Genomic DNA, 24954 nt, shown 5'->3' on the forward strand with positions numbered 1-24954 from the left:
AACTTGTATGATAAATTGTCAGTAGTACTGCAACCATAAATATCGTAATTTTAAACCCAAATGAACACACCGCTTGCAGAACGAATTCGCCCCAAAACGCTTGACGAATATTTAAGTCAGTCACACCTCATTGGCCCAAAGGGTGCATTAACCACTCAACTTAGTTCGGGCGTGATCTCTTCAATGATCTTTTGGGGCCCACCGGGCACCGGGAAAACCACCTTAGCGAATATCATTGCCGAAACATCAGGTAGACCATTTTATACATTAAGTGCGGTAGACAGTGGTGTAGCGGCAGTACGAGAAGTGATAGAACGAGCAAAAAAAAGTGATACGCTTTTTTCAACTAAAAACCCTATACTGTTTATAGATGAGATCCATAGATTTAGCAAATCTCAACAAGATTCATTATTAGGTGCTGTTGAAAAAGGATGGGTTACCCTTATTGGAGCCACTACCGAAAACCCGAGTTTTGAAGTTATCCCTGCACTTTTATCTCGTTGCCAAGTCTACGTACTTGAATCATTTAGCAAGCAAGATTTGGAAGCCCTGTTGCACCGAGCGCTAAAAAAGGACGAGTTGCTTTCAGAAAAGAATGTCACATTAGCCGAAACAGAAGCGCTTATTCGTCTTTCCGGCGGTGACGCTCGAAAATTGCTAAATATCTTAGAACTTGTGATTCTTTCAGAAAAAAAGGATACAATTACAATCACTAACGCGCTGGTAAAACAAAAGGTACAACAAAATACAGTGTTGTACGATAAAACCGGAGAACAGCATTACGATATAATTTCAGCATTTATTAAATCGATCCGCGGCAGTGACCCCAATGCGGCCGTCTATTGGCTTGCCCGAATGATCGAAGGTGGTGAGGATGTAAAATTTATTGCGAGAAGACTTGTTATATTGGCTTCGGAAGATATTGGCCTTGCAAATCCCACGGCATTAGTACTTGCAAATTCGACCTTTCAAGCTGTGAACACTATTGGTTATCCTGAAGCTCGAATCGTGCTGAGTCAATGCACAATTTATCTGGCTACTTCGCAAAAGAGCAATGCGGCATATATGGCAATTAATAAAGGACAGCAGTTAGTAAAGCAAACCGGTGATCTGTCAGTTCCATTGTCGATACGAAATGCTCCTACCAAATTAATGAAAGAACTAGGCTACGGTAAAGAATATGCCTATGCACACAATTATGAAGGGAACTTTGTAGCCCATGAATTTATGCCCGAATCTATTGAAGGGAGTAAACTATACGAACCGGGAAATAATCCTAAAGAGCAACAATTAAAAAACTACCTTAACCAGCTTTGGAAAGATAAGTACAACTTTTAACGTTGAACAGTATATGTTTCCGGAGTATTGTCTTTAAATATGGTTAGATTATACGCCTCGTCAAAATAGGCATCGTAGCTATTCGCGGCTGTGTCTGTAAATTTCAATCCGGCTTCTTGAAGTGAGATCTTACCTTGGAGGACCAAATTAGCAGTTTCTGTATCTTCATACAGCGAAAATCCGTCATTGGTTTTTCTTAGTAAATACGACTTCCCATTACGGGTGTAATTCGCATATTGGGTTGTAGGCATTCGCGCTAATGTAGTCGTTTTGGCATCCGAAGAAGTCGTGACCACTGCAGTATTCTTTTTTACTACTGCTGTGCTTTGGGAGTCAGACTTGGTCGTAGCATCATCAACTGTCGAAATTGTTTCCTTTTGATCGTATACCACAATATCTTTTTGTGAAACGTCAAGGGTATTAAAGCTTTTAAATATGTCTCGTAAGGCGTCCTGATAGGCCGCCTCCCATTCTTTGAATTTTGAAACGCCTTCGTTACTTTTAAAAATAATGTTATCCTTACAATCTTTTAATACCAAGACCAACTTTGTGTTCAGGATGGCGTTCTCTTTAATAACATCTGCATATAGGCCGTCGCACTTCATAACATTAGGTACTTCGCTGTAAAGAAAGGCATTAAAACCATGTTTTTTAAGGTAGAACTTGGTCATAGAATTTAACTGATAGCGATCTTTCCCGGTAACGAAATCGTACTGCTCCGGCACTACGACATAACTGTAGTCATTAAGTGATTGTTGCGCATATCCAAGTAGTGTTAGCAGTAAGAAGCAAGCTACACTTATCACATTTTTCATTCGTTGTCGATTTTTATATTGAATCCGAATTGTAAAGATACACTTTTTGCTTTTGCGATATTTCCGTAGCGAAGTATATTATCGGCTGCAATATAGAAATTGACCTTTCCCATGTCTGTAACTAATCCAAGGCCAACATTAGAAGCAGAATACGGATCTACCGTATATGTGGCTTTAGCAGAAAGGAACTCCCAAATGCGGCGATAATAATAAACGGTTCCGGCCATTTGAGGTCCTTTGGGTCTAAAAATACTGTAGAATTGTAATCCGACCGCCTGATTTCTATCCAATCCACCACCCATGTTTCTGCAATCACATTCACCGCCACCTAGCACTCTTCCGAAGTTATAACTAAGTCCGGCATTTACTTTAACCGGTCGAAGTTGCGTATAGGCATTATTCAAGGTGTCTATAGGAATCTCACGTTCTATTTCGTCTTCCAAATCGTCGTAATAGGGCAATGTTGATTCACCATCAGATAGTGGCGGGAAAAGCAACTCGATACCGTCCAATGTATAAGTTCCGGATGCGCGATAGGACTCAACATCATTAGAATGAAAAATTGTTCCTACATCTAATACACTAGCGCTTGAGGTGAGTTTATCGGTAATTTCGTAGGTAGCACCAAGGTCTACCCCCACTCCTATATTGCCGCCGAAAAAAGCTCTTCCCAACACCTCTCCTATTACCTCAGACGGACCATCGAGTTCGCGTAATGAGGCATAGCCGGAGGTTTCGACTGTCATATCGGCGTTTTGTACCGTGTGTTCATAAATGTTTGGACTGTCGGGACCCGCAAACCGTGTCACAAAAGTTCCACTATTGTTGGTACTGCGATAACTGAACATACTAGAATACAATTTGGCGCGGACCCCCATTGTAAGTTTTTCGGTAAGTTGTTTGTTGGCTCCAAAATGATAGACCACCGTTAGATCGCCGGTCGTACTTACTTCGCCCAGGTCAAATTCATAATCCAAATAATCTCTATTTCCCTCCCATGCCAATATGGCCAGATCTCTGGGGAAATATGAAATAAAGTCGAATTCCTGATAAACGCCTCCCGAAAAATAGATGTCATTTCTCGTTCTCCAACCAAAATTGATCAATTCTAACTGCTGGGTGGCAGTAAAGAAATCGGTGTTCTTCATTTCGAAGATCTTGTTTCGAATACGGGTATTAATATCAACGCTTGAGTTTCCGAAGATATCAAAAACCGATACTCCCGATGCACCTCCGTTAACGTGAAACTGAGATAAGAACGGAATTCCAAAATGCATTTTTTGGGGCACCTTAACACCCGGGTTCAACAATAATGACTGTGGAACTTCCTCTAAACCATAGAGCACCTGTTTGTTCTGAGCAAAAGAAACCGTTAGTCCAAAGACCATTAATCCAAATAGCATACTTCTCATAGTAGTTATTCTCTATCGGTTATCTCTAAAAAGTAAGTCGTCTTCGATTTGAGGTTGAGAGCACCTTGCAAGGAGGCGTTAGACGACGGAATAGTAACTGAGACCACTACTCGATCGGCCATGGTGAGTTGCGTTATCTCATCGCCTTCTACTGTTTCGGTAAATTCGGTGATCACAGGGTCCTGAGTGTCGCCACTAGACACATTGGTACCGGTGCTATACGTTAACTCACCTTGTTCGCTTAGAAAGTCGAAATCGACTGTAAAATCTCTTGGAATGCTATTGGTGAAACGGAAAAAAAATTCGGCTTTCACTAAACTTTCTTGAATTTCGGTATCATCCAAAAAACGGATCTCGGTCGTATCGGTTACTGTTAAAATTTCAGAATTCGTAGCCTCATCGTAAAATTCTTCGGCTTCTAGATTAAAATAAATGAGGTCTAACTCAACCACTGGAGTTAACAGCACCTCCTCGGCTTGATCGAAATCGGTGTCTTTCACGCAGGCTACGGTAAGTAAAAAGGAAAGCACTCCCAGTACGGGAATTGTTAGGTTTGTCTTCATAGTGTTGGGGACTATCTATTATGAACGACCCGAGATATCATTTATTATACTCACAAAAAGTTTTTGATCTCTATTAATTGGTCTATTGCATAGATATCGTCTATTAGTTGTTCTTTCCTGTAATTATAAAAAAGTGTGTTCATTCCCACTGCCGCAGCTCCTTCGATATCGGCCTCCAAACTATCACCAATCATAATACTGCTTTCGGCAGATGTCTTCGCTTTCTTCATTGCGGTCTTGAACACCAATGGATTGGGTTTTTTTACGCCTACTTCTTCGGAAGTGGTAATCGTTTCAAAAAAGGGAGCGATCTTGCTATTGGCCAATTTTAAATGCTGAACTTCTTTAAAACCATTGGTGATAATATGCAGCTTGTATTTGGGTTTTAAATACTCCAACACTTCCATGCTACCCTCTAACAAATGGTTGTCTATAGGTAATTCGTCTATATAAGCTACAGCTAAGGCATCGATAGTTTCTATAGGATATGCGATACTAAATTGCTGGAATGTCTCAGTCAACCGCCCTCGGCGCAATTGTTCCTTGGTCACTTTTTCTTCTCGATAAAGTTTCCAATACCGTAAGTTAATTGGTTCATAGGCACGGATAAAATCTTGCAGCTCAAGTTGTATTTGATGCTTTACAAAAACGCGTTGAAAGGCCAACTGCGAATTTCTATCAAAATCCCATAACGTATGATCCAGATCGAAAAATACATCGGTAATCGATTGTTTAAGCATATTGTTGAAGTTTTTCAGAAAAAATAGTACGCCATTCTTGTTGCGTCGTTGCGTTCGAAAAATCGGTATTCGAAAACAAAATGGAAAAGGTGCCCTTTACGGCTTCTACCGTTTGCATCATTTCATCGACGACGCCTTCAATAGCATCATCCTTTTTTAGACCTTGGGTGGTCATTGCTATAGGATGTATAATTAGTGGTGTTTTAATTTCGTAATCCAGATCGTAGAACAGAAAAGGCGTACATGTTCCAGCTCTAAATCCAGCTGTATCTTCGTAGACCATGGTATGATCTCTTTTAATCTCTAGTTCGACCAGGTCGCGATAAATATCTGGTAGGTCGACTAACAATTCGGCGTTTATAGCGCTATCCAGGGTTCTATTGGTAATTGTTTCCATCCGCCTCTTTTCCAACTTTAGTGTTTCGTAGGCCGTGAGTGCAGATTTTGAACAAATAAGTCCGACCTCCTTATAGTCGGAAACGAACTTCACTAGCATTTTAAATTTTTGTCTGTGAGTGTTCAAGCTGTTTTCAAATTGTGTGGTCTCACCTAATAGAAAAAAAACCGTTAAAGGCGTCTTGCTTTGCTTCACGACATCGACCATCCAGGCAAATGTATCGTTGGGGTCTGATTGCAATCCGAGTAACACTCTTGTCCTCGTGCCTAGCTGTTTAAATCGGCCTTTTAGAATATCGTAGCCGTAGCCTACAACCGATCGAAAAAGTCCTTTCTGTTTAAAGGCAAATGGTTGTGTAGCCACTACTAAATTATGTATCGACATTTCTTTTTTGGGAAATACCAACTTCGGAAAAACTTGTTGTAGCGCAGCCTTAAAATAACCGGCCCACATATCGATCACTGGTTGTCGTATAAAGCCTTCTTTGTATGCCAAACTCTCCGAAGCAGGGAATCTACCATATTCATCTTTTACGTGTGGGAGGTATTCTTCATACCTACTTAACAAATAAAAACTAGCTGCAAAAATATCGAATGGCAAGGCACTTTTATCACTAACAGCGAAAAAGCATTTAGTGTCGTTCCAATCTTTTACCACAATTTCGATCGCTTCAAAACCCTGTTGTGTGAGTAGTTCGTGACTTTGAATAAAGAATTCGTTTCCTAGCGGCTGTTTTCCATACGAGAGTTTTGGACCGGTATAAGAGATCAATTCTTCAATTACTGAAGTGATCTGAACCTCAATTCCTAGTATACGAGTACAGATATGTTTAACACTGTAGGTGATTCGCGAGCTAGGTTTTTGAGTGTAAATTAACAGCATACAAGGTTAGAGCAAAGATTCGTCTGCGAAGCTAAAATACGCATTTTCGGTGACGATTAAATGATCGAGTACTTTTATATCGAGGCTTGCTCCGGCTCGTTGAATCTTTGCAGTAAGCTCTTTGTCGGCCGTACTAGGTCGTAAAGTGCCCGAGGGATGGTTATGCACCAATATAACTGCAACTGCACCAAGCTGCAAGGCAATTTTAAAGGCCAATCGAATATCGACCAAGGTACCTGTAATTCCTCCTTTACTTAATTGTGATCGTTGTAATATCTTGTTCGAATTATTTAAATAGATGATCCAAAATTCTTCATGTGGTAAATCACCCAACACGGGTTGCATAAGCTCGAACACTGACGTACTAGAAGTTATCTTTTTACGCTCCAAGGCCTGTTCGCTACGTCGTCGTCTTCCAATTTCCAATGCCGCTGTAATAGTGATCGCCTTCGCTTCTCCTATTCCTTTGAATTCCATCAATTCATGGAGCTCGCGTCTTCCCAACTCGACTAGGTTATTTGTTACGGAAGCTAATATTCGCTGACTTAAGGCGACGGCACTTTCTTTCTTTGTTCCCGACCCAATTAGAATTGCCAGCAGTTCGGCATCGCTTAAGGCGGCTTTTCCTTTGTGAATTAATTTTTCTCGCGGACGATCGTTTTCATTCCAGTTCTTAATAGAAAATGAGGATGTAGGTTGCTTCATCTAAACTGTGTATAGGGTTTTCTTCGGAAAGGCATCCGAAACGAACCAACGGGAGTTGAAGCAAGAGAAGTAGTATAAAGATATGAAACTTAAATATTTGTTCGTACCTTAGACTTCATTTTTTAATTGGGTCTGGCATGAAATCATTATTTGAAACTGAAGCAATTTCCGAAGTAAAAAACAGAATTGATCAACTCTCTGAAGATTCGGAGCGTCAATGGGGAAAGATGACACCCGCTCAAATGGCGCATCATTGTCAATTACCATTAAATATCATGCTAGAAAAAGAGGATTACGACCTAAAGCCAAATTGGTTTGCTAAGATCTTTTTTAAGAAAGCCATGTATAGTGATAAATTATGGAAGAAGAACCTACCTACCATGGCACGCTTTCGCATTAAAGACGAACGTGACTTATCTAAAGAAAAATCGACACTGTTAGAGCTGGTCAACGAAGTGGAAACTAAAAGATCCAAAGACGATTGGGGTCCACATCCGGCCTTTGGCACCCTTACCAAAGAACAATGGGGAAAAATGCAATACAAGCACTTAGATCATCATTTGCGACAGTTCGGACTCTAATAAAAACCATTCGCAAACACCTATTTCTCCAACAATTTATCGTATTTTTTAATTATGTACCCACCTCCTCACCATCAAACCGATGACAGGCAAAAAATAATTGCTGTTATCGAACATTACCCGTTGGGAATGCTAGTAACTGCTAGACAAAACAGGCCGTATACTACACATCTGCCCTTTATTTATAATAAGGAAACCGGTAAATTAGTTGCGCATATAGACAAGAACAATCCGCAATTAGAATCACTTACCAATAACAGTGAGGTGACCGTGATCTTTAAAGGTCCCGACTGTTATATCTCACCATCCATCTATACAACCGAACAGCTGCCTACATGGAATTATATCATCGTACACGTTACAGGGACAGTGACATTGATCGATGATGTTACAGTTGCTAAGGAATCGATGCTGGCAATGACCAGCTTTTTAGAAGGTCCAGATCCTGCCTATGAACTTAAGCATGACAATCCGTCTATGGATAGATTGGTGCATTACATACAGGCTTTTACCATTACACCCACTCATTGGGAAGGAAAATTTAAATTGTCGCAAGACAAAAATCCTACAGATTACGAGCGTGCAAAAGAAGCACTTATAAGAAAATCCGGTGCATCTGCAACCGGATTCATTAATACAATTTATGATTTGTAAAAAAGGTTAATCGATTCCTTCGACAAAACTCTGAAGTCGCTTTTCCCACCTATGTTGTGGATGATTTACAGTTGAATAACTCCTAAATACAAGTCCGGTATTTGGTGCGTAGTACACTTGATCCTTACCCGGAAATTCTGTGCCATCATTTGGATCGACTGCATAAATACGGTTACTTACGGCCATAAAAGTTCCGGCTTCGACCGTAATTTCCTCGGAATCTTGCTCTAATACACCAAACACATTTCCCCATTCATTTTCACTAAGGGAATAAGGTTCGGCGACTTCATTTGAAAAGTGTATTTCTCCTTCTAAAGATACAAGATATCCCAGGGAGTCTCGAACTTTTAATTGTTCTACACCATTTTCTGAACAAGGGGCATAATTGTTGTCATTCCCTGTTGTTGTGATTTGTAAAGTAAAGTATTGACTTCCATCTAAGTTCTCAGTTCCAATGATCTCTACAGTCTCATTCACACCAAGATTTTCAAACTCTGCTGTTTGTCCAATTCTTCTAAAGAAATTGTAATTCCAAGTATTGCCTACCTTTAATGCATAAAAATTAGCTTCTTCTGTATTGTCTGGGTTCGAATCATCGTCGCTACAAGAACTAAAAAATAAGGAAGTAAATAGCACTAGAAACAATAATTTTTTCATACCTTTTGGTTTTCATTAGTGTGGTATTATAACGAGATACAACTACTATTTATTTTATATACTCCTTGATCTCGTTAAAATCTAATCCGCCATAGTTCCCACTACTCATAAGCAACAAGGAAGAATCTTTATAGTCTTGAGAGAACAAATATGTCTTAAAGTCGGCCGGGTTGGTAAACACATTTAAATCTTCCCGATCGAAGGCGGCTTCGATCTGTTCTCCTTTTATGGCCTCAAGTCCTTTAATTAATACCGCATGTGGTGAATAGAATACTACGGCTTGATCGGCCGCATCCAAGGTGTTCTTATACTCTTTAAGAAAATCCGGATTTAAGCTGCTATAGGTATGCAGCTCGAGACAAGCGATCAATTTACGGTCGGGGTATTGATTTTTTACAGCTTTGGTAGTTGCTTGTACTTTACTGGGAGAGTGAGCAAAATCTTTATAGGCCACTGCGTGTTCGTTTTCAGCGATCTTTTCTAATCGTTTGCTAGCTCCTTTAAAAGTGGCTATGGCTTCATAGAAATCATCTGCATCAACGCCCATTAATTGGCAGATCCAACGTGCTCCCTCTAAGTTGTTCAAATTGTGACGGCCAAAAACTTCGATGGGCATTTGACCTTCGGGAGTCTCTAACAAGGTCGTACCATCTTCTACCATATATTCTGGTGTTCTATATGGGTATTTTTTGATAAGACTGTCTGAGTTCTCCACAACGCGTTTTACTTCGGTATCTTCTTCGTTGTATATAATTGCACCGCCATCGGTGATCTGTTCTAAGAAGATTTCGAATTGTGAAACGTAGTTTTCGTAGGTAGGAAACACATTAATATGGTCCCAAGCAATTCCGCTTAAGAGTGCAATATTAGGTTTGTACAAGTGAAATTTTGGACGACGATCTATGGGTGATGAAAGGTATTCATCTCCCTCTAGCACTACAAAATCGTTGTTTTCGGTAAGATGCACCATGGTATCAAATCCTTCGAGCTGGGCTCCAACCATATAGTCTACTGCGATGCCGTGGTAATGCATCACGTGTAGGATCATAGAGGTTATGGTGGTCTTGCCATGCGATCCTCCAATAACTACTCGGGTTTTGTTCTTTGTCTGTTCGTATAAAAATTCGGGATAGGAATAAATGGTGAGGTCCAGCTCTTTTGCTCTTAAGAGTTCCGGGTTGTCTTCTTTTGCGTGCATTCCTAAAATAACCGCATCTAATTGTGTGGTTATTTTTTCGGGAAACCATCCGTAAGATTCGGGTAATAATCCTTTGGCTTCTAATCTGCTCTTTGAAGGATCGAAGATCTCGTCATCACTTCCGGTTATTGTAGCTCCTTTTTGGTGTAGGGCCAGAGCTAGGTTGTGCATGGCACTGCCTCCAATGGCTATAAAATGTACGCGCATAGATTCAATTAATTTTTAGTAAAGATACAATTTATGCTGCAAGAGGGATAGCGGCAAGTAGCTTTTGCGTAGCAAAACTACAGCCAATAGCCCGACCCGCTGTAGGGTCATGAAGTGGGGTGCGTTCCTATACAGGTCGAGAAGTGACCTGCAGCGGGGCTTGCCCAAAAAAATTAGAGCGCAAGAATTTGCTCTTTCTCTTGTCTAGCTTCTTTAAAATCGGGGCGGTCTTCCAGTGCTTTGTTGATCCATAGCAAGGCAGTTTGTTTTTTGCCGATGTTCTTATAGATCTGTGCGAGGCGATAATACGCCCAATCCTTTGGAACCCCATCTTTGGCCGAATGATTTTTTATATAAGCCTGAAGACAATCGATACCCAGCTCTGCATCCAAGTTGTATTGTGCGGCAATTTTTCCGATTTGATAATTTAGCTGATTGCGTTTGTGTTTTTTAAGGGATCTAGTTGCGGTCTCAATAGCCTCTTTTGGCTTATTGTTCTTTTCATAATGTTCGGCGAGTTTTTCGTAGGTATGGGGTGAGTCGCCAATCTCGATCGCCTTTTTATAAAAACGTTCTGCATCCTCCGGCCTATTGCTATATTCGGCAATATAGCCGTTTGCCAGATAGCCGTCTACGGGTGAAATTCGCAACAGCTCGTTGGCGTATTTTGTAGCCTTACGCTCGCTGCCACCAATGATGCCGGGTAACTGTATATAGAATTCGACCAATGCCCAGCGCACTTCGATGTGGTGAGGGTCGAGTTTTGCGGCTTTTTCAAAATGTTCTTTGATATCTCCTATGTAGGTTGCAGCTCGAATTCGGCTTATGGACAAGGCTTTCATTCCTAAGGAACCGCCGTATTTAAAGTGGTAATTAGCATTGTTTTCTTCGGAATCTACCAAGGTTTCGTAGTAGTCTATGGCAGTATCCCAATCTTCTGCATAGCCCGCAATATCACCAAGGTATTCAAGTGTTTTCTTATCGTTGGGATGATTGTCTAAATAGCGCTCGAAAAGTGGTTTTGCTTTGCTAAACTGCTCTTTTTTAAAATAGTCTTCCGCCTTCTCAAAGTCGGATTGAGCTATTGTACATAGTGGAAAAAGTAGCACTAATAATAAAATTCGCATAGTGTGGTTTTGGGATTCAAAGATAAAATTATAGTTGTATTAATTTTTAGGCGGATACTTTTTTAGCATCTTTTCGATCACGGCGGCGTAATACGCCTCTTTTTGTTTAGGGGTGGCTCGTTCTTTGTAGTCGTCGTTTGCTACGGCTTGCCAGACCAGGTCATCATTTTGCACATCGATAAAGTCGATGGTCAACTCTTGATTTACCATACGACCACCAATGGGAATGCCGCCACTTACGCCTACGCCTACATTACCGCCACCACCGCCTACACCGATCCCAATGGTATTTCGAGAGTTGGAAATGGATTCGTTCGCGTAGAAGTTAATAAGAAATTGTGGAGTGTCTGATCGTTGAAATCCGCGTGCTTGTAAAAGACTATCGGTTACTCGTATAATTCGTTTTTCATCGAGATCGTTCAATCCAGATTCGATGGTAGGAAAAAAAGCATAGGTATTATACTGGGAAAAGTTAATTTGGGGGTCGTAATCGATATCGACTGTAGGACCGCATGCGTTAAGAAGAAATACAATACTTAATAAATATATAAATCGCATAAAGAGCATTTTCTTTAAAAATACGCAAAAAGCGAGCCAGCAGATTTGAGTTTTGATATTCTTTAACACAATTAATGGTGATTATTAATTAATTTATCGTTCAAATGAGTAATTTTAAGTTACACCTGTTATGATTCACAGCGTAGTACACTGCTGAACTCTTTTTAAAAACACAACTATGATACGATCATTCTTTTTACTAGTAATTACCTATTCGATTGCAACAATTCAATTGGGTGCTCAAGATATAACCGGAGATTGGTACGGTGTGTTACAAGCACAGGGCACACAATTACCTTTGGTATTTCATATTACAGAAGAAGATAATGGACTGGTCACGACCATGGACAGCCCCAATCAAGGCGCAGCTGGAGTGGCTACCACGGCAACTGTGTATGATGAAGGTACTTTAACCATCACCATGGATGATCTAAAAATTAAATACGTTGGCACCCTTACCGCAAAGGGTCTAGAAGGTACATTCACGCAAAATGGTTTTGACATTCCTTTGATCATGACGCGTGAAAAACCTGTGGCTCCGGCTCCTGTTAAGCGTTCGCAAGACCCCGTAGAACCCTTTCCCTATTCGGTGGAAGATGTAAGGTTTGTAAATCGGACAGCGGAAAACATACAGCTTGCAGGTACGCTTACAATTCCCAACGATGTTGAGAATCCGCCGGTAGCGATTTTAATAAGTGGTTCTGGACCTCAGAATAGAGATGAGGAAATCTTTAATCATCGTCCGTTTTGGGTACTTGCAGATCATTTATCACGCAATGGAATTGCCGTTCTACGTTACGATGACCGAGGTGTTGGCGAGAGTGAGGGATCACATGCAACTGCGACTACAGCCGATTTTGCAACCGATACGCAAGCCGCCATTGCCTTTTTAAAAGAAAGAAACGATATAGACACGAACAACATTGGATTGATAGGTCATAGCGAAGGAGGATTAATTGCTCCCATGGTAGCCTCGAAAGATAGTTCGGTTGCGTTTATTGTGTTAATGGCCGGTCCCGGTATAAGCGGCGCAGAAATATTAGTAACACAAAGTCGTCGAGCTGCTGAATTGGCAGGAGCTCCTGAAGAATTTTTAGACGCAAATGACGAGATCATGCAAGGCATGTTTGATGTGGTACGATCGACTTCCGATCCGATTCGGATACAGTCGCAAATCGCCGAATATCTTTTGGCTTATAAGGCGCAACATCCCGATGCACCCATTAGTAGTACGATCACTGAAACTGCCATCGCCCAACAAGCGGAGACCTTTGCAACGCCATGGATGATTTACTTTATTAAATCGAATCCGCAAGAGTTCTTAGAAGACGTACAATGTCCTGTTCTCGCCATTAATGGTGAAAAAGATTTTCAAGTGTTGGCAGACTTGAATTTACCTGCGATAGAAGCCGGTCTAGATAAAGCTAATAATAAAGATGTGACCGTGATGGAATTTCCCGGGCTAAATCATTTATTTCAAACTTCGGAAACCGGGATGCTGGCAGAATATGAATCGATAGATGAAACTATTTCGCCTAGTGTACTTACTGCGATCAAAGAATGGATCCTTTTAAAGACCCAATAAGAGCGTCTTATTTCTCGGGCTGCTCGTTAAGCATTGCCCACAACGTATCTTTTAGTTTTGTTAAGCCTTGTTGTGCTACCGACGAGATGAACAAATACGGAATATCTTTAAACTCCTTATCCAATAATTGTTTCATTTCGGCTTGTAGTTCGGCGTCGAGCATATCGCTTTTTGAGATCGCCACCAATCGTTTTTTGTCCAGTAGTTCCGGATTGTAACGTCGTAGCTCGTCGAGTAAGATCTCGTACTGTTTACGAATGTCCTTGGCGTCTGCGGGAATAAGGAACAACAAGGTTGAATTGCGTTCTATATGACGCAGAAAGTAATGTCCCAGACCTTTACCCTCGGCAGCTCCTTCTATGATCCCGGGGATATCGGCCATTACAAACGTTTGATAATCGCGATATTCTACAATTCCTAAATTTGGTTTCAAGGTTGTAAACACGTAGTTGGCGATCTTTGGTTTGGCTGCGGTAATTACAGAGAGCAAGGTAGATTTTCCTGCATTTGGAAAGCCTACCAGACCTACATCGGCCAGTACTTTAAGTTCGATGGTAACATCTACCTCTTCACCTTCCAGTCCGGGTTGTGCATATCGAGGTGTTTGGCGTGTGGCACTTTTAAAGTGACTATTTCCCAGCCCTCCTTTTCCACCTTTGGCGATAATACGTTCTTCGCCATCTTCGGTCATCTCGAAAAGGATGTTCTGTGTCTGGGTATCTCGTACAACGGTGCCTAGCGGTACTTCAATATAGACATCTTCACCATCGGCGCCTGTGCTGGTTTGTTTCCCTCCTGCTTCTCCGTGTCCGGCCTTAAAGTGACGTTTAAACTTTAAGTGATACAGTGTCCAGAGATTCTTATTTGCTTTGACAATGACATGACCGCCTCGACCACCATCACCGCCATCGGGACCACCTTTCGGGATGTATTTTTCCCGGCGCAGGTGTGCACTCCCTTTTCCTCCTTTACCGGAGGTAACGTGAATTTTTACATAGTCTACAAAATTTCCTTCAGTCATGATCAAAGCCCAACTAAATGGGTGTATTTATTTAAATTAGCTGTTTGCGTTAAGGGTGGCAGCGGCATCCTTTTACGTTCCGTAAAAGATATAGCGGACGACCTGACGCGCCATAGGCGGGTAACGCCCTAAAGTGTATCTACCACCTCACTAAGGCGTTGGGTGATCTCATCGATACTTCCCACCCCGTTTACGCCGTAATATTTGTCTTGTTTTTGGTAATAGGCCTTAAGGATATCGGTCTTTCGGTAATATTCTGCTATGCGCTCACGGATCACGTTTTCATTTGCATCATCGGCCCTACCACTTGATTTTCCACGCTCCAACAGTCGTTTTACCAATACCTCATCTTCGACTTCTAACGCGACCATGGCATTGATCTGAGAATCCATTTGCTCCATAAGGTTGGATAATGCTTCGGCCTGAGCTTCGGTACGCGGGAATCCATCGAAGATAAATCCGTTGGCATCGCTGTTCTTTTTAACCTCAGCTTGTAGCATGTCGATGGTGACCGTATCCGGCACCAAATGGCCCTTGTCCATATACGATTTTGCCAAGGTTCCCAATTCGGTCTTGTTCTTTATATTATAGCGAAACACATCGCCGGTAGAGATGTGTACCAATTTATATTTTTCTTTTAACACTTCTGCCTGAGTTCCTTTTCCTGCTCCCGGAGGTCCAAATAATACAATGTTTGTCATTCGTTGCTTTTTGTACTTACCTAATAATTTTAAAAATCGCCACATAACGAAGTTGCAAAGATAACAATTGCAAAGAAGATTGTACCTTTGTGTAAAGAAACCTTTATGACAGACTATTTTTCTTCAGACTTCACCTTAGGAATTCTTGGCGGTGGCCAGTTGGGCAAAATGTTGCTCTACGAAACGCGCAAATTTGATATAAAAACCCATGTGCTTGATCCCAGTGCTGAAGCGCCTTCACGGATCGCCTGTGATTATTTTGAGCAAGGGAATCTAATGGATTACGATACGGTCTATGCCTTCGGAAAAAAGGTAGATGTATTGACCATCGAGATAGAAACGGTAAATCTGGATGCCTTGGAAAAATTGGAAGCTGAGGGCAAGAAGGTCTATCCTTCTTCTGAAACCTTGCGAAACATTCAAAATAAAGGCACACAAAAGCAATTTTATAAACAGCATACCATTCCCACCTCGCCATTTAAGGTATATAAAGACAAATACGACCTTAATGAAGCCATTGTTCGTAAAGAACTGCACTTTCCTTTTGTTTGGAAAAGTTGTACCGGCGGTTACGACGGAAAGGGTGTTAGTATTATTAGGGATGCCGAAGATGTGATCCCGTTAGCCGAAGGAGCCTGTATTGCCGAAAAATTGATCCCCTTTAAAAATGAATTGGCAGTGATCGTAGCACGATCTGTGTCCGGTGCCGTTACTACGTATCCGGTGGTAGAAATGGAATTTCATCCCGACGCCAACCAAGTAGAATATGTGATCTGTCCGGCGCGGATTAGCGATGGCGTAGCCGAGAAGGCACGAGCCGTAGCGGCACAAGTTTCGGAAGCCTTTGAACATGTTGGTCTATTAGCGGTCGAATTATTTCAAACCGAAGCGGATGAGATCTTGGTGAACGAAGTAGCACCACGACCTCATAATAGCGGACATTACAGTATAGAAGCCAGTTATACCAATCAGTTTGAGCAGCATTTGCGTGCTATCTTGGATCTGCCATTAGGAAATACCGATAGTAAAGTTGGTGGGATCATGGTAAATCTTGTAGGTGCTGAAGGGCATACCGGAAATGTGACCTATGAAAATATAGTGGATATTCTCAAGCTAGGCGGAGTAACACCTCATATCTATGGAAAGAAACAAACACGTCCGTTTAGAAAAATGGGTCACGTGACCATAGTAAATTCAGATATAGCTGAAGCAAGAAAGGTAGCCGAACAAGTTAAAAAGACCATTAAAGTAATTAGTAAATAAGCGACAAACAATCTAAGCTATGAAAGTAGGAATTATAATGGGAAGCACGAGTGACCTGCCGGTCATGCAGGATGCAATCGATATTTTAAAAGGGTTCGATATTGAAACGGAGGTCGATATCGTTTCGGCACACCGTACACCCGATAAGCTTTTTGACTACGGCAAAAATGCACATACACGTGATATAAAAGTGATCATCGCCGGTGCAGGAGGTGCTGCGCATCTTCCTGGAATGATAGCATCGCTTTCTCCACTGCCTGTGATAGGCGTTCCGGTTAAATCGAGCAATTCTATAGACGGCTGGGATTCGGTATTGTCTATTCTACAAATGCCCGGCGGAGTTCCGGTGGCTACAGTAGCTCTTAACGGTGCCAAGAATGCCGGGATCCTTGCAGCACAAATTATTGGTACCTCAGACAATTGTGTACTCGACAAAGTGATCGCCTATAAAAAAGGGTTGCAATTAAAAGTAGAAGAAGGTGCCAAAAAGCTTCGTTCGTCTTAGCGATTTTTAACAGTTCGTTCTATATCAATTAACAGTATCTGTATGGACAACTACAGTTTCCTGCGTATACTTGATCAACTTTAGTATTTCTATAATGAACAACCCTTTACTCACTCCCTTTGACACAGCTCCTTTTTCTAAAATAGAGGACGCACATTTTTTACCGGCCATACAACAACTTATAAAAGAAACCAAGGCCGAGATCGATTCGATTGCGACGCAGGACGATGCTCCTACTTTTGAAAATACAGTAGAAGCACTGGAACGCACCGGAGAACAATTAAATAGAGTGACTGCCATATTCTTCAATTTGAATAGTGCAGAAACCAACGATACCATTCAGGCAATCGCTCAAGAAGTGTCCCCGTTATTATCAGATTTTAAGAATGATCTGCTACTTAATGAAGCATTGTTCGAGCGTGTGAAGCACGTTTACGATCAAAGGGAATCGTTGACACTAAGTCCGGAGCAATCGACCTTGCTTGAAAAACAGTATAAGGGATTTTCAAGAAATGGTGCCAATCTTTCCGAAGCGAAAAAAGAGAAATTACGAAAGATCGACAGTGACCTGTCCAGATTGAAATTAAATTTTGGAGAGAATATCTTGAAAGAGACCAATATCTTTGAATTGCACATTACCGATGAAGCACAGCTTGAAGGTCTACCCGAAGGAGCAATGGAAGCAGCAGCTCAAACTGCCGCCGAAAAAGATAAAAAAGGATGGGTTTTCACACTCGATTATCCCAGTTACATCCCTTTTATGAAATATGCGGCGAACCGAAAACTTCGCAAAAAAATGGCGATCGCTTTTGGTGCAAAAGGGTTTCATGGCGATGCGCTGGACAACAAACAAAATGTGTTGCGAATTGCCGAATTACGCCACCAACGAGCAAAATTACTGGGATATCGAAATCATGCGCACTTTGTATTAGAGGAGCGAATGGCAGAGACACCGCAAAAGGTACAATCGTTTTTAACCGAATTTCTTCGGAAGGCAAAACCTGCCGCTGAAAAAGAATTTACCGAATTACAAGACTATGCTAAAGAATTGGACGGCATCGAAACCCTACAAAAATGGGATGGTGCTTACTATGCCGAGAAACTGAAGCAAGAACGATTCGATCTTGATGATGAAAAACTAAAGCCGTATTTTGAATTGAAGAACGTCATTAACGGCGTCTTTACGGTGGCCGAAAAACTTTTCGGACTTAGCTTCGAGGAAACCAACACCATAGACGTATACCATTCCGATGTAAAAACCTATAAGGTTACCGATACAGAAGGCGAATTGGTCGCCTTGTTCTACGCCGATTTTCACCCAAGACCCGGTAAGCGAGGAGGCGCTTGGATGACCTCTTACAAATCGCAACAAATTAAAGACGGTATTAATGAACGTCCACACGTTTCTATTGTGTGCAATTTTACGAAACCAACTGCCAGTAAACCATCATTGCTTACTTTTAATGAAGTAACTACTTTATTTCACGAATTTGGTCATGCTCTACACGGGATGTTAGCCAACACGACCTATTCGGGACTATCGGGAACGAATGTGTACTGGGACTTTGTCGAATTACCCAGTCAGATCTTAGAGAACTGGTGTTATGAACGAGAGACGTTGGCACTGTTCGCGACCCATTATAAAACCGGTGAAATAATACCAATGGAATATGTGGAAAAGATTAAAGAATCTGCCACTTTTCATGAAGGCATGCAAACTTTGCGGCAGCTGAGTTTTGGAATGTTAGACATGGCATGGCACGGCAACGATCCTTCTAAGATTACCGATGTAAAGGCGTTCGAAAAAGGAGCCTTTGCACTTACTAAATTATATCCCGATGTGCCCGAAAATTGTATGAGTACTTCCTTTGCACATATTTTTCAGGGCGGCTATTCGGCAGGGTATTACAGTTACAAATGGGCAGAAGTACTAGATGCCGATGCATTCGACTATTTTAAGCAAGAAGGCATATTTAATAACACTGTGGCCGACAAATTTAAGGAGTTCGTACTTTCCAAGGGTGGCACCCAAGACCCGATGGACCTATACGTTAAGTTTAGAGGAAGAAAACCCGACCCTGATGCGCTTTTAAGAAGAGCAGGTTTGATACCCGCTTAACTTTAAAATGCCGTACTTTGCGATGCTCGTCTATTTAATTATTTCGGAAAGCGATTCGATGTATTTAATGTAAAACGATAGTGACAATTATTGTAATAAGTACACGTTTAATATAAATCGGCTGTTTTTACAGTGCTAACAGAATGTTTCTTATTTTTGGGAAAATCAGCGACACCTCCCTACTATGTCAGAAAATCTTATAGATCCTAAACACTGGGTTTCCAGATATGCAGACTACCTGTACAATTATACCATTGTGAGGGTTAACGATCATGAGGTCGCGCAAGATCTTATTTCTGAAACTTTTTTGGCAGCGTTAAAATCGAAACACAATTTTAAAGGGCAATCGACTGAGCGAACTTGGCTTATCGCTATATTAAAACGGAAGATCATCGATTATTATCGAAAGATCAATTCAAAAAAAGGCAAGGCTGAAGTACATATAAATTACACAGACGATGACGCCGAAGGCGACTGGTTGGAAGAACGAGTGCAAGATCCCTTCGACCGTACCGCAGAGGACACCATGGAAAATGAAGAGCTGGGTATCGCCATCATGGAATGTCTCGATGCCTTAAATGAAAAGCAGGCCACTATTTTTAAGTTAAAAACGATCGATAATTACGAAACGGAAGCAATTTGTAATGAATATAATATCACGCCGTCTAACCTTTGGGTAATCATCCATCGGGCGCGAAAATCATTAGCAGCTTGCTTGGAAAAAAACTGGTTATAGCGTTATGAGTGTATTTTTACAATGTAATGAAGCACATCACGTATGTGATAAGAATCAATATAAAGAAGCAAGTTTTTGGGAAAAAGTAAAGCTCAATATTCATCTTGCGTTTTGCTCGTTTTGCCGTAAATATTCCGCACGGAATATGCGACTTACCAAAGCGATTAAAAATTCGAATATTACAACGATGCCGGCCGATCAAAAAGAAGCATTGGAACAGCGACTACAAAAAGAACTTGCCAACTATTAAGTATATTAAGCACCACAAGATAGGAATGCCCTCTACCCAAAACGAAGCATAATATCTTGACCGCTTGCTTGTGGCGAATAGCAATAGTCCCGACGTTAACAACAACGTAGGTAGTAAACTTAGCAGATAGGCTACCGCTGCCGGCTGTTTAAAAAACTCTAAGACCAGTAAAACCAACAGTAATACACATCCTAACCATTTTGTATTGTTCACGCCTATTTTCTGCGGAAGGGTTTTTAACTCCTTTTTATCGTACGGCAGATCTCGAATTTCGAATGGAAGTATGAGTACTACGACAAAAAGTATACGTTGTACGAAAGTGATCCATTGGGTGAGATCGATCTCCGAGTTTACTGAAACCAAAGGCACCCATACTGTTAATCCCGACCATACGACCGCTACCACAAAGATCTTTAATCCGCTTAGATTTCTAAGATTCTTATTCTTCAATAATGGTACTGCATAAAATACTGTAAGCAGTCCAAAGCAAAGCGTGACCCACCATACTTTATACGACAGCATAAATGCGACATAAAGAAAGACTGCAAAGGAAAGAAAGGAAAATATTTGTATGCTGCGAAGTGAGTTTGTGAGACTGCGATGATGTAATCCGGCGATTCGTGCGTACTTCACAAAATTATATCCGGTAATACTTCCGAAGAAAACAAAAAACCACAGTGCTGTAGGCACCTTAAGATCGAACTCGAAGACGGTTATTCCTACCAGGGCGATCACCGCCAATGAGACATGAATACTGCTATTGATGTAGAACTGAAAGACGCGCGCAAAAAGTTTCATAAGGCAAAAATAAATAGCTTGTTCATAAGCTGCATTTTTAGTTGAAAAGTTGTGCCTTTCAATACGTTAAAAACTCATTTTTTATCCTTAAAAATATGTAATTTTGCAGCTGCCTATCGATAAAGGTAGCACTTTTTAATCGCACATTAATGAACACAGATTCTTTTGCCCTTAGACATATTGGTCCGCGTAGAAGCGACCTGCCAAAAATGCTTGAAACTGTAGGTGTAGAAAGCCTGGAGCAACTCATATTTGAAACCATTCCGGATGACATTCGCTTAAAGAATGAAATTGAATTGGACGATGCTATGAGCGAAAATGAGTATCTCGAGCATATCACAGAACTTTCTGCAAAAAATAAGGTATTCAAGAACTATATAGGATTAGGCTATAATCAATCGATTACACCACCTGTAATCCAGCGAAATATTTTAGAGAATCCGGGTTGGTATACGGCCTATACTCCGTATCAAGCAGAAATCGCCCAAGGGCGCTTGGAAGCATTGCTTAATTTTCAAACCATGGTTACCGATCTTACGGGCATGGATTTGGCCAATGCCTCATTGTTAGACGAAAGTACGGCAGCTGCCGAAGCAATGACATTATTATTCGCAGTTCGTTCTAGAGAGCAAAAAAAGAACGATGCGGTTAAATTTTTTGTTTCCGAAGAGATCCTGCCGCAAACCTTATCCCTTTTAAAGACAAGAAGCGAACCTTTAGGAATCGAGTTGGTTGTTGGTGATCACGAAACCTTCGATTTTTCAGAAGATTTCTTTGGGGTATTAGTTCAATATCCTGGGCGCACCGGAAAAGTATACAATTACGATTCGTTTATCGCAAAAGCAAAAGACGCTCAAATAAAAGTTGCCGTGGCAGCCGATATTCTAAGCCTGGTACTTTTAGAATCTCCCGGGAATTTTGGTGTAGATGTGGTGGTTGGAACCACACAGCGTTTTGGAATTCCATTAGGATATGGCGGGCCACATGCGGCTTTCTTTGCTACTAAAGAAGAATACAAAAGAAATATTCCTGGACGTATCATTGGGGTTACCAAAGATATGGATGACAACCGTGCATTGCGCATGGCATTGCAAACACGGGAACAACACATAAAACGCGATAAAGCGACCTCCAATATTTGTACTGCTCAGGTGCTGTTAGCCGTCATGGCAGGTATGTATGGTGTGTATCACGGACCAGAGGGCCTTCGCTATATTGCAACTAAGGTGCACAATACCGCAGCTACTTTAGCAGACGCTTTAGAACGCCTTGGATATTATCAAGCAAATGAAACCTATTTTGACACGATTGCTATTAAGATAGAGGCTAGTAAGATTCGTAGCATCGCTGAAGCCAACGAGATTAATTTTTATTACCCGAATGAAGATACTGTCTCCATCTCGGTGAATGAAACAACGAATTTAAAGGATCTTAACAATATTATTGCTGTATTTGCTAAGGCAGCCAAAAAGGAAACCATTCGTATTACTGAGCTTTCTAAAGGCAACGCGATCCCAAAAGAAGTAGCTCGGAAGACTGAGTTCTTAACGAACGAAGTATTTAATACCTATCATAGTGAAACCGAGTTGATGCGTTATATTAAGAAGCTAGAACGCAAAGATCTTGCGCTAAATCACTCGATGATATCATTGGGGTCTTGCACCATGAAATTAAATGCGGCAGCCGAAATGCTTCCATTGAGTGATCCTATGTGGGGAAACATGCATCCTTTTGTTCCACTTGAACAAGCCGGGGGTTACCAACAAATGCTAAAAAAACTTGAAGAACAATTAACCGAGATCACCGGATTTGCGGGCACCTCCTTACAGCCTAATTCGGGCGCACAGGGTGAATACGCCGGACTTATGGTGATTAGAGCGTATCATGAGTCACGAAATGAAGGTCACAGGAACATCTGCTTGATCCCATCTTCGGCACATGGTACGAATCCGGCGAGTGCTGTAATGGCCGGAATGAAAGTAATTGTAACCAAGGCCACGAACGAGGGTAATATAGATGTAGACGATCTTAGAGCAAAAGCTGAAGAACACAAAGACAACCTAGCGGCTTTGATGGTTACCTACCCTTCCACTCACGGTGTTTACGAATCTGCAATTCGAGAGATCACAAGTATTATTCATGAAAATGGAGGTCAGGTCTATATGGATGGTGCTAATATGAATGCTCAAGTAGCGTTAACCAATCCGGGAGCGATCGGCGCCGATGTGTGTCATCTTAATTTACATAAGACCTTCGCTATTCCGCATGGTGGTGGTGGACCGGGTGTTGGACCCATTTGCGTAGCCAAGCAACTCGTTCCTTTCTTGCCAACAAATCCAATTATCAAAACAGGTGGTGATCAAGCTATAACTGCTATCTCCGGAGCTCCTTGGGGAAGTTCGTTGGCATGTCTTATTTCTTACGCTTATATTTCGATGTTAGGCGTTAATGGTCTAAAGAAGTCAACGCAATATGCGATACTCAATGCCAATTACATTAAAGAGCGATTAAAAGGTCACTTCGATGTGTTATATGCCGGAGAAAGAGGTCGTGCGGCGCATGAAATGATCGTAGATTGTCGCCCGTTTAAAGCCAACGGGATCGAAGTAGTGGATATAGCCAAACGATTAATGGATTATGGCTTTCACGCACCAACAGTATCGTTTCCTGTAGCAGGAACAATGATGATAGAACCAACAGAAAGCGAAAGTAAGCAAGAATTAGATCGTTTCTGTGATGCCATGATATCGATTCGAAAAGAGATCGAAGCGGTAGACAAGGACAATCCGAACAATATGCTTAAAAATGCTCCGCATACACAAGCCATGTTAACGAATGATACTTGGGAATTTCCGTATACCAGACAACAAGCGGCTTTTCCTTTAGATTATATTGCAGAGAACAAATTTTGGCCCTCGGTACGTCGCGTAGACGATGCGTACGGAGATCGAAATCTTATTTGTACGTGCGAACCAATAGAATCGTATATGGAAGCTTAATCGGAGATTCTAGAGTTATTTTGAATAAAAATCTAGTAAAACCTATTTACTTTTCAGTATTTTAGTCAAAAAATTATAAAGACCATGGGTGTTTCAATCACAGGTATAGGGAGTTATATCCCCAGTGGCGTGGCTACGAATGAAAATTTCGGGCAACATCATTTCTATACAGATGAAGGTACGAGGTTTCCGCATGAGAATGATGTGATCATTGAAAAATTCAAAGCAATCACCGGGATAGCCGAACGACGTTATATAAAGAATGAACTGAACACTTCAGACATCGCGTTTTTTGCCGCTGAAAAGGCTATTGAAGACGCGGAGATTGACAAAGAATCGTTGGATTATATTATTGTTGCCCACAATTATGGTGACGTTAGACACGGTTCGGCACAAAGCGATACCGTTCCTAGTATTGCCTCGCGGGTTAAGCACATGCTTAAGATCAAAAATCCATCTTGTGTAGGCTATGATATCATGTTCGGCTGTCCGGGATGGATAGAAGGTATGATACAGGCCAATGCCTTTATTAGAGCGGGTATTGCAAAAAAGTGTCTCGTTATTGGCGCAGAATCGTTATCTCGCGTGGTAGATCAACACGATCGTGACTCTATGATCTATAGTGATGGCGCCGGAGCAGCTATTGTAGCGGAAACCGAAGGAGAGGCCGGAATTCTAAACCATACAAGTGCTACATACACCTTAGACGAAGCCCATTTTATTTACTTTGGTGAATCGAACAATCAAGAGCTTACAGACCGACGTCGCTATATAAAAATGTATGGACGAAAGATCTATAATTTTGCATTGACCAACGTACCCGATGCAATGAAGAAATGTCTAGACGATAGTGGTCACACAATAGAGGATGTTAAGAAAATATTCATCCATCAGGCCAATGAAAAAATGGACGAGGCTATCGTAAAGCGATTCTATAAGCTATACAATGCCACACCTCCAGAGGATGTTATGCCTATGAGCATAGACAAATTAGGAAACTCTAGTGTTGCTACGGTCCCTACCCTTTACGAGTTGGTCTATAATGAAAAGTTAGACGACCACAAGGTACACGAAGGGGATCTGGTTATTTTTGCAAGTGTAGGCGCCGGGATGAACATCAATGCAATTGTATATAGGGTTTAA

23 protein-coding genes and 1 pseudogene are annotated in these 24954 nt (G+C 41.4%); 11 read left to right on the forward strand and 13 right to left on the reverse strand.

The window, feature by feature from the left end:
• The first annotated feature begins 60 nt into the window (after positions 1-60).
• Positions 61-1338 (forward strand): replication-associated recombination protein A, encoded by a 1278-nt coding sequence (locus DWA30_RS11110; RefSeq protein ID WP_114492613.1) that lies wholly within the window; start codon positions 61-63, stop codon positions 1336-1338.
• On the opposite strand, the gene DWA30_RS11115 is transcribed toward DWA30_RS11110, so the two are convergent.
• The 6 genes from DWA30_RS11115 to radC are packed head-to-tail and all read right to left on the reverse strand — an operon-like array spanning position 1335 to position 6852.
• Positions 1335-2153 carry a hypothetical protein gene (locus tag DWA30_RS11115; protein WP_114492614.1) on the reverse strand — a complete coding sequence of 273 codons (819 nt, stop codon included), beginning with the start codon at positions 2151-2153 and terminating at the stop codon, positions 1335-1337. The two genes, DWA30_RS11110 and DWA30_RS11115, sit on opposite strands and share 4 nt — an antisense overlap.
• Positions 2150-3565: a DUF5723 family protein gene (locus tag DWA30_RS11120; RefSeq protein WP_114492615.1), complete on the reverse strand. Its 1416-nt coding sequence runs from the start codon at positions 3563-3565 to the stop codon at positions 2150-2152. The genes DWA30_RS11115 and DWA30_RS11120 overlap by 4 nt, the downstream gene beginning before the upstream one ends.
• Positions 3566-3570: 5 nt before the next feature.
• Positions 3571-4128: a hypothetical protein gene (locus DWA30_RS11125; protein ID WP_114492616.1), complete on the reverse strand. Its 558-nt coding sequence runs from the start codon at positions 4126-4128 to the stop codon at positions 3571-3573.
• Between the two features lie 50 nt (positions 4129-4178).
• On the reverse strand, positions 4179-4868 hold the full coding sequence (locus DWA30_RS11130) for a YjjG family noncanonical pyrimidine nucleotidase (RefSeq protein ID WP_114492617.1): 690 nt from the start codon (positions 4866-4868) through the stop codon (positions 4179-4181).
• Positions 4861-6147: a DUF7033 domain-containing protein gene (locus DWA30_RS11135; protein ID WP_114492618.1), complete on the reverse strand. Its 1287-nt coding sequence runs from the start codon at positions 6145-6147 to the stop codon at positions 4861-4863. The genes DWA30_RS11130 and DWA30_RS11135 overlap by 8 nt, the downstream gene beginning before the upstream one ends.
• Before the next feature lie 6 nt (positions 6148-6153).
• Positions 6154-6852, reverse strand: coding sequence for a RadC family protein (radC, locus tag DWA30_RS11140; protein ID WP_114492619.1), 699 nt, complete (start codon positions 6850-6852; stop codon positions 6154-6156).
• Between the two features lie 137 nt (positions 6853-6989).
• On the opposite strand from radC, the gene DWA30_RS11145 reads away from it, so the two are divergent.
• The gene (locus tag DWA30_RS11145; RefSeq protein WP_114492620.1) at positions 6990-7433 is read left to right on the forward strand and encodes a DUF1569 domain-containing protein; all 444 of its coding nucleotides are present in this window, start codon (positions 6990-6992) and stop codon (positions 7431-7433) included.
• A gap of 54 nt (positions 7434-7487) precedes the next feature.
• Positions 7488-8087 carry an FMN-binding negative transcriptional regulator gene (locus tag DWA30_RS11150; protein ID WP_114492621.1) on the forward strand — a complete coding sequence of 200 codons (600 nt, stop codon included), beginning with the start codon at positions 7488-7490 and terminating at the stop codon, positions 8085-8087.
• Positions 8088-8093: 6 nt separating this feature from the next.
• On the opposite strand, the gene DWA30_RS11155 is transcribed toward DWA30_RS11150, so the two are convergent.
• From DWA30_RS11155 to DWA30_RS11170, 4 genes are all read right to left on the reverse strand, one after another.
• Positions 8094-8744, reverse strand: coding sequence for a hypothetical protein (locus tag DWA30_RS11155; RefSeq protein ID WP_114492622.1), 651 nt, complete (start codon positions 8742-8744; stop codon positions 8094-8096).
• A 49-nt stretch (positions 8745-8793) separates the two neighbouring features.
• Entirely contained in the window at positions 8794-10149 is a 1356-nt protein-coding gene (locus DWA30_RS11160; protein ID WP_114492623.1) for a UDP-N-acetylmuramate--L-alanine ligase, read from the reverse strand.
• A 173-nt stretch (positions 10150-10322) separates the two neighbouring features.
• The gene (locus tag DWA30_RS11165) at positions 10323-11276 is read right to left on the reverse strand and encodes a tetratricopeptide repeat protein (protein ID WP_114492624.1); all 954 of its coding nucleotides are present in this window, start codon (positions 11274-11276) and stop codon (positions 10323-10325) included.
• Between the two features lie 39 nt (positions 11277-11315).
• On the reverse strand, positions 11316-11834 hold the full coding sequence (locus DWA30_RS11170) for a DUF4136 domain-containing protein (protein ID WP_168421770.1): 519 nt from the start codon (positions 11832-11834) through the stop codon (positions 11316-11318).
• A gap of 178 nt (positions 11835-12012) precedes the next feature.
• Here DWA30_RS11170 and DWA30_RS11175 point away from each other — a divergent pair, with 178 nt between their 5' ends.
• Positions 12013-13419 (forward strand): alpha/beta hydrolase family protein, encoded by a 1407-nt coding sequence (locus DWA30_RS11175; RefSeq protein WP_114492626.1) that lies wholly within the window; start codon positions 12013-12015, stop codon positions 13417-13419.
• 7 nt (positions 13420-13426) lie between these two features.
• On the opposite strand, the gene obgE is transcribed toward DWA30_RS11175, so the two are convergent.
• Positions 13427-14440 carry a GTPase ObgE gene (obgE, locus tag DWA30_RS11180; protein WP_114492627.1) on the reverse strand — a complete coding sequence of 338 codons (1014 nt, stop codon included), beginning with the start codon at positions 14438-14440 and terminating at the stop codon, positions 13427-13429.
• A gap of 128 nt (positions 14441-14568) precedes the next feature.
• A pseudogene (locus DWA30_RS11185) lies at positions 14569-15153 on the reverse strand (adenylate kinase); the annotation flags it as partial.
• Positions 15154-15246: 93 nt separating this feature from the next.
• Between DWA30_RS11185 and purK the strand changes: the two are divergent.
• The 5 genes from purK (at position 15247) to DWA30_RS11210 (ending at position 20014) form a co-directional block, all read left to right on the forward strand.
• A complete protein-coding gene (gene purK, locus DWA30_RS11190; protein WP_114492628.1) occupies positions 15247-16404 on the forward strand; it encodes a 5-(carboxyamino)imidazole ribonucleotide synthase in 1158 nt (385 codons plus the stop codon).
• Between the two features lie 19 nt (positions 16405-16423).
• Positions 16424-16909: a 5-(carboxyamino)imidazole ribonucleotide mutase gene (gene purE, locus DWA30_RS11195; protein ID WP_114492629.1), complete on the forward strand. Its 486-nt coding sequence runs from the start codon at positions 16424-16426 to the stop codon at positions 16907-16909.
• 94 nt (positions 16910-17003) lie between these two features.
• Complete coding sequence (locus DWA30_RS11200; protein ID WP_114492630.1) at positions 17004-19028, forward strand: M3 family metallopeptidase; 2025 nt, start codon at positions 17004-17006, stop codon at positions 19026-19028.
• Positions 19029-19212: 184 nt separating this feature from the next.
• Positions 19213-19764: a sigma-70 family RNA polymerase sigma factor gene (locus DWA30_RS11205; protein ID WP_114492631.1), complete on the forward strand. Its 552-nt coding sequence runs from the start codon at positions 19213-19215 to the stop codon at positions 19762-19764.
• A gap of 4 nt (positions 19765-19768) precedes the next feature.
• Positions 19769-20014 (forward strand): hypothetical protein, encoded by a 246-nt coding sequence (locus DWA30_RS11210; RefSeq protein WP_114492632.1) that lies wholly within the window; start codon positions 19769-19771, stop codon positions 20012-20014.
• Here DWA30_RS11210 and DWA30_RS11215 read toward each other — a convergent pair.
• Positions 19988-20812, reverse strand: a complete 825-nt coding sequence (locus DWA30_RS11215; RefSeq protein ID WP_114492633.1) for a UbiA prenyltransferase family protein — start codon at positions 20810-20812, stop codon at positions 19988-19990. The genes DWA30_RS11210 and DWA30_RS11215 overlap by 27 nt on opposite strands.
• A gap of 149 nt (positions 20813-20961) precedes the next feature.
• On the opposite strand from DWA30_RS11215, the gene gcvP reads away from it, so the two are divergent.
• Both gcvP and DWA30_RS11225 read left to right on the forward strand, forming a co-directional pair.
• Positions 20962-23811, forward strand: coding sequence for an aminomethyl-transferring glycine dehydrogenase (gcvP, locus tag DWA30_RS11220; protein ID WP_114492634.1), 2850 nt, complete (start codon positions 20962-20964; stop codon positions 23809-23811).
• 84 nt (positions 23812-23895) lie between these two features.
• Positions 23896-24954 (forward strand): 3-oxoacyl-ACP synthase III family protein, encoded by a 1059-nt coding sequence (locus tag DWA30_RS11225; protein ID WP_114492635.1) that lies wholly within the window; start codon positions 23896-23898, stop codon positions 24952-24954.

Origin of the sequence: Candidatus Ulvibacter alkanivorans, from assembly GCF_003333325.1 — a bacterium.
GTDB lineage: Bacteria > Bacteroidota > Bacteroidia > Flavobacteriales > Flavobacteriaceae > Ulvibacter_A > Ulvibacter_A alkanivorans.

Coding starts and splice junctions, on each gene's coding strand:
- DWA30_RS11110 (WP_114492613.1), top strand. CDS start 61: ATGAACACACCGCTTGCAGAACGAATTCGCCCCAAAACGCTTGACGAA.
- DWA30_RS11115 (WP_114492614.1), bottom strand. CDS start 2,153: ATGAAAAATGTGATAAGTGTAGCTTGCTTCTTACTGCTAACACTACTT.
- DWA30_RS11120 (WP_114492615.1), bottom strand. CDS start 3,565: ATGAGAAGTATGCTATTTGGATTAATGGTCTTTGGACTAACGGTTTCT.
- DWA30_RS11125 (WP_114492616.1), bottom strand. CDS start 4,128: ATGAAGACAAACCTAACAATTCCCGTACTGGGAGTGCTTTCCTTTTTA.
- DWA30_RS11130 (WP_114492617.1), bottom strand. CDS start 4,868: ATGCTTAAACAATCGATTACCGATGTATTTTTCGATCTGGATCATACG.
- DWA30_RS11135 (WP_114492618.1), bottom strand. CDS start 6,147: ATGCTGTTAATTTACACTCAAAAACCTAGCTCGCGAATCACCTACAGT.
- radC (WP_114492619.1), bottom strand. CDS start 6,852: ATGAAGCAACCTACATCCTCATTTTCTATTAAGAACTGGAATGAAAAC.
- DWA30_RS11145 (WP_114492620.1), top strand. CDS start 6,990: ATGAAATCATTATTTGAAACTGAAGCAATTTCCGAAGTAAAAAACAGA.
- DWA30_RS11150 (WP_114492621.1), top strand. CDS start 7,488: ATGTACCCACCTCCTCACCATCAAACCGATGACAGGCAAAAAATAATT.
- DWA30_RS11155 (WP_114492622.1), bottom strand. CDS start 8,744: ATGAAAAAATTATTGTTTCTAGTGCTATTTACTTCCTTATTTTTTAGT.
- DWA30_RS11160 (WP_114492623.1), bottom strand. CDS start 10,149: ATGCGCGTACATTTTATAGCCATTGGAGGCAGTGCCATGCACAACCTA.
- DWA30_RS11165 (WP_114492624.1), bottom strand. CDS start 11,276: ATGCGAATTTTATTATTAGTGCTACTTTTTCCACTATGTACAATAGCT.
- DWA30_RS11170 (WP_168421770.1), bottom strand. CDS start 11,834: ATGCGATTTATATATTTATTAAGTATTGTATTTCTTCTTAACGCATGC.
- DWA30_RS11175 (WP_114492626.1), top strand. CDS start 12,013: ATGATACGATCATTCTTTTTACTAGTAATTACCTATTCGATTGCAACA.
- obgE (WP_114492627.1), bottom strand. CDS start 14,440: ATGACTGAAGGAAATTTTGTAGACTATGTAAAAATTCACGTTACCTCC.
- purK (WP_114492628.1), top strand. CDS start 15,247: ATGACAGACTATTTTTCTTCAGACTTCACCTTAGGAATTCTTGGCGGT.
- purE (WP_114492629.1), top strand. CDS start 16,424: ATGAAAGTAGGAATTATAATGGGAAGCACGAGTGACCTGCCGGTCATG.
- DWA30_RS11200 (WP_114492630.1), top strand. CDS start 17,004: ATGAACAACCCTTTACTCACTCCCTTTGACACAGCTCCTTTTTCTAAA.
- DWA30_RS11205 (WP_114492631.1), top strand. CDS start 19,213: ATGTCAGAAAATCTTATAGATCCTAAACACTGGGTTTCCAGATATGCA.
- DWA30_RS11210 (WP_114492632.1), top strand. CDS start 19,769: ATGAGTGTATTTTTACAATGTAATGAAGCACATCACGTATGTGATAAG.
- DWA30_RS11215 (WP_114492633.1), bottom strand. CDS start 20,812: ATGAAACTTTTTGCGCGCGTCTTTCAGTTCTACATCAATAGCAGTATT.
- gcvP (WP_114492634.1), top strand. CDS start 20,962: ATGAACACAGATTCTTTTGCCCTTAGACATATTGGTCCGCGTAGAAGC.
- DWA30_RS11225 (WP_114492635.1), top strand. CDS start 23,896: ATGGGTGTTTCAATCACAGGTATAGGGAGTTATATCCCCAGTGGCGTG.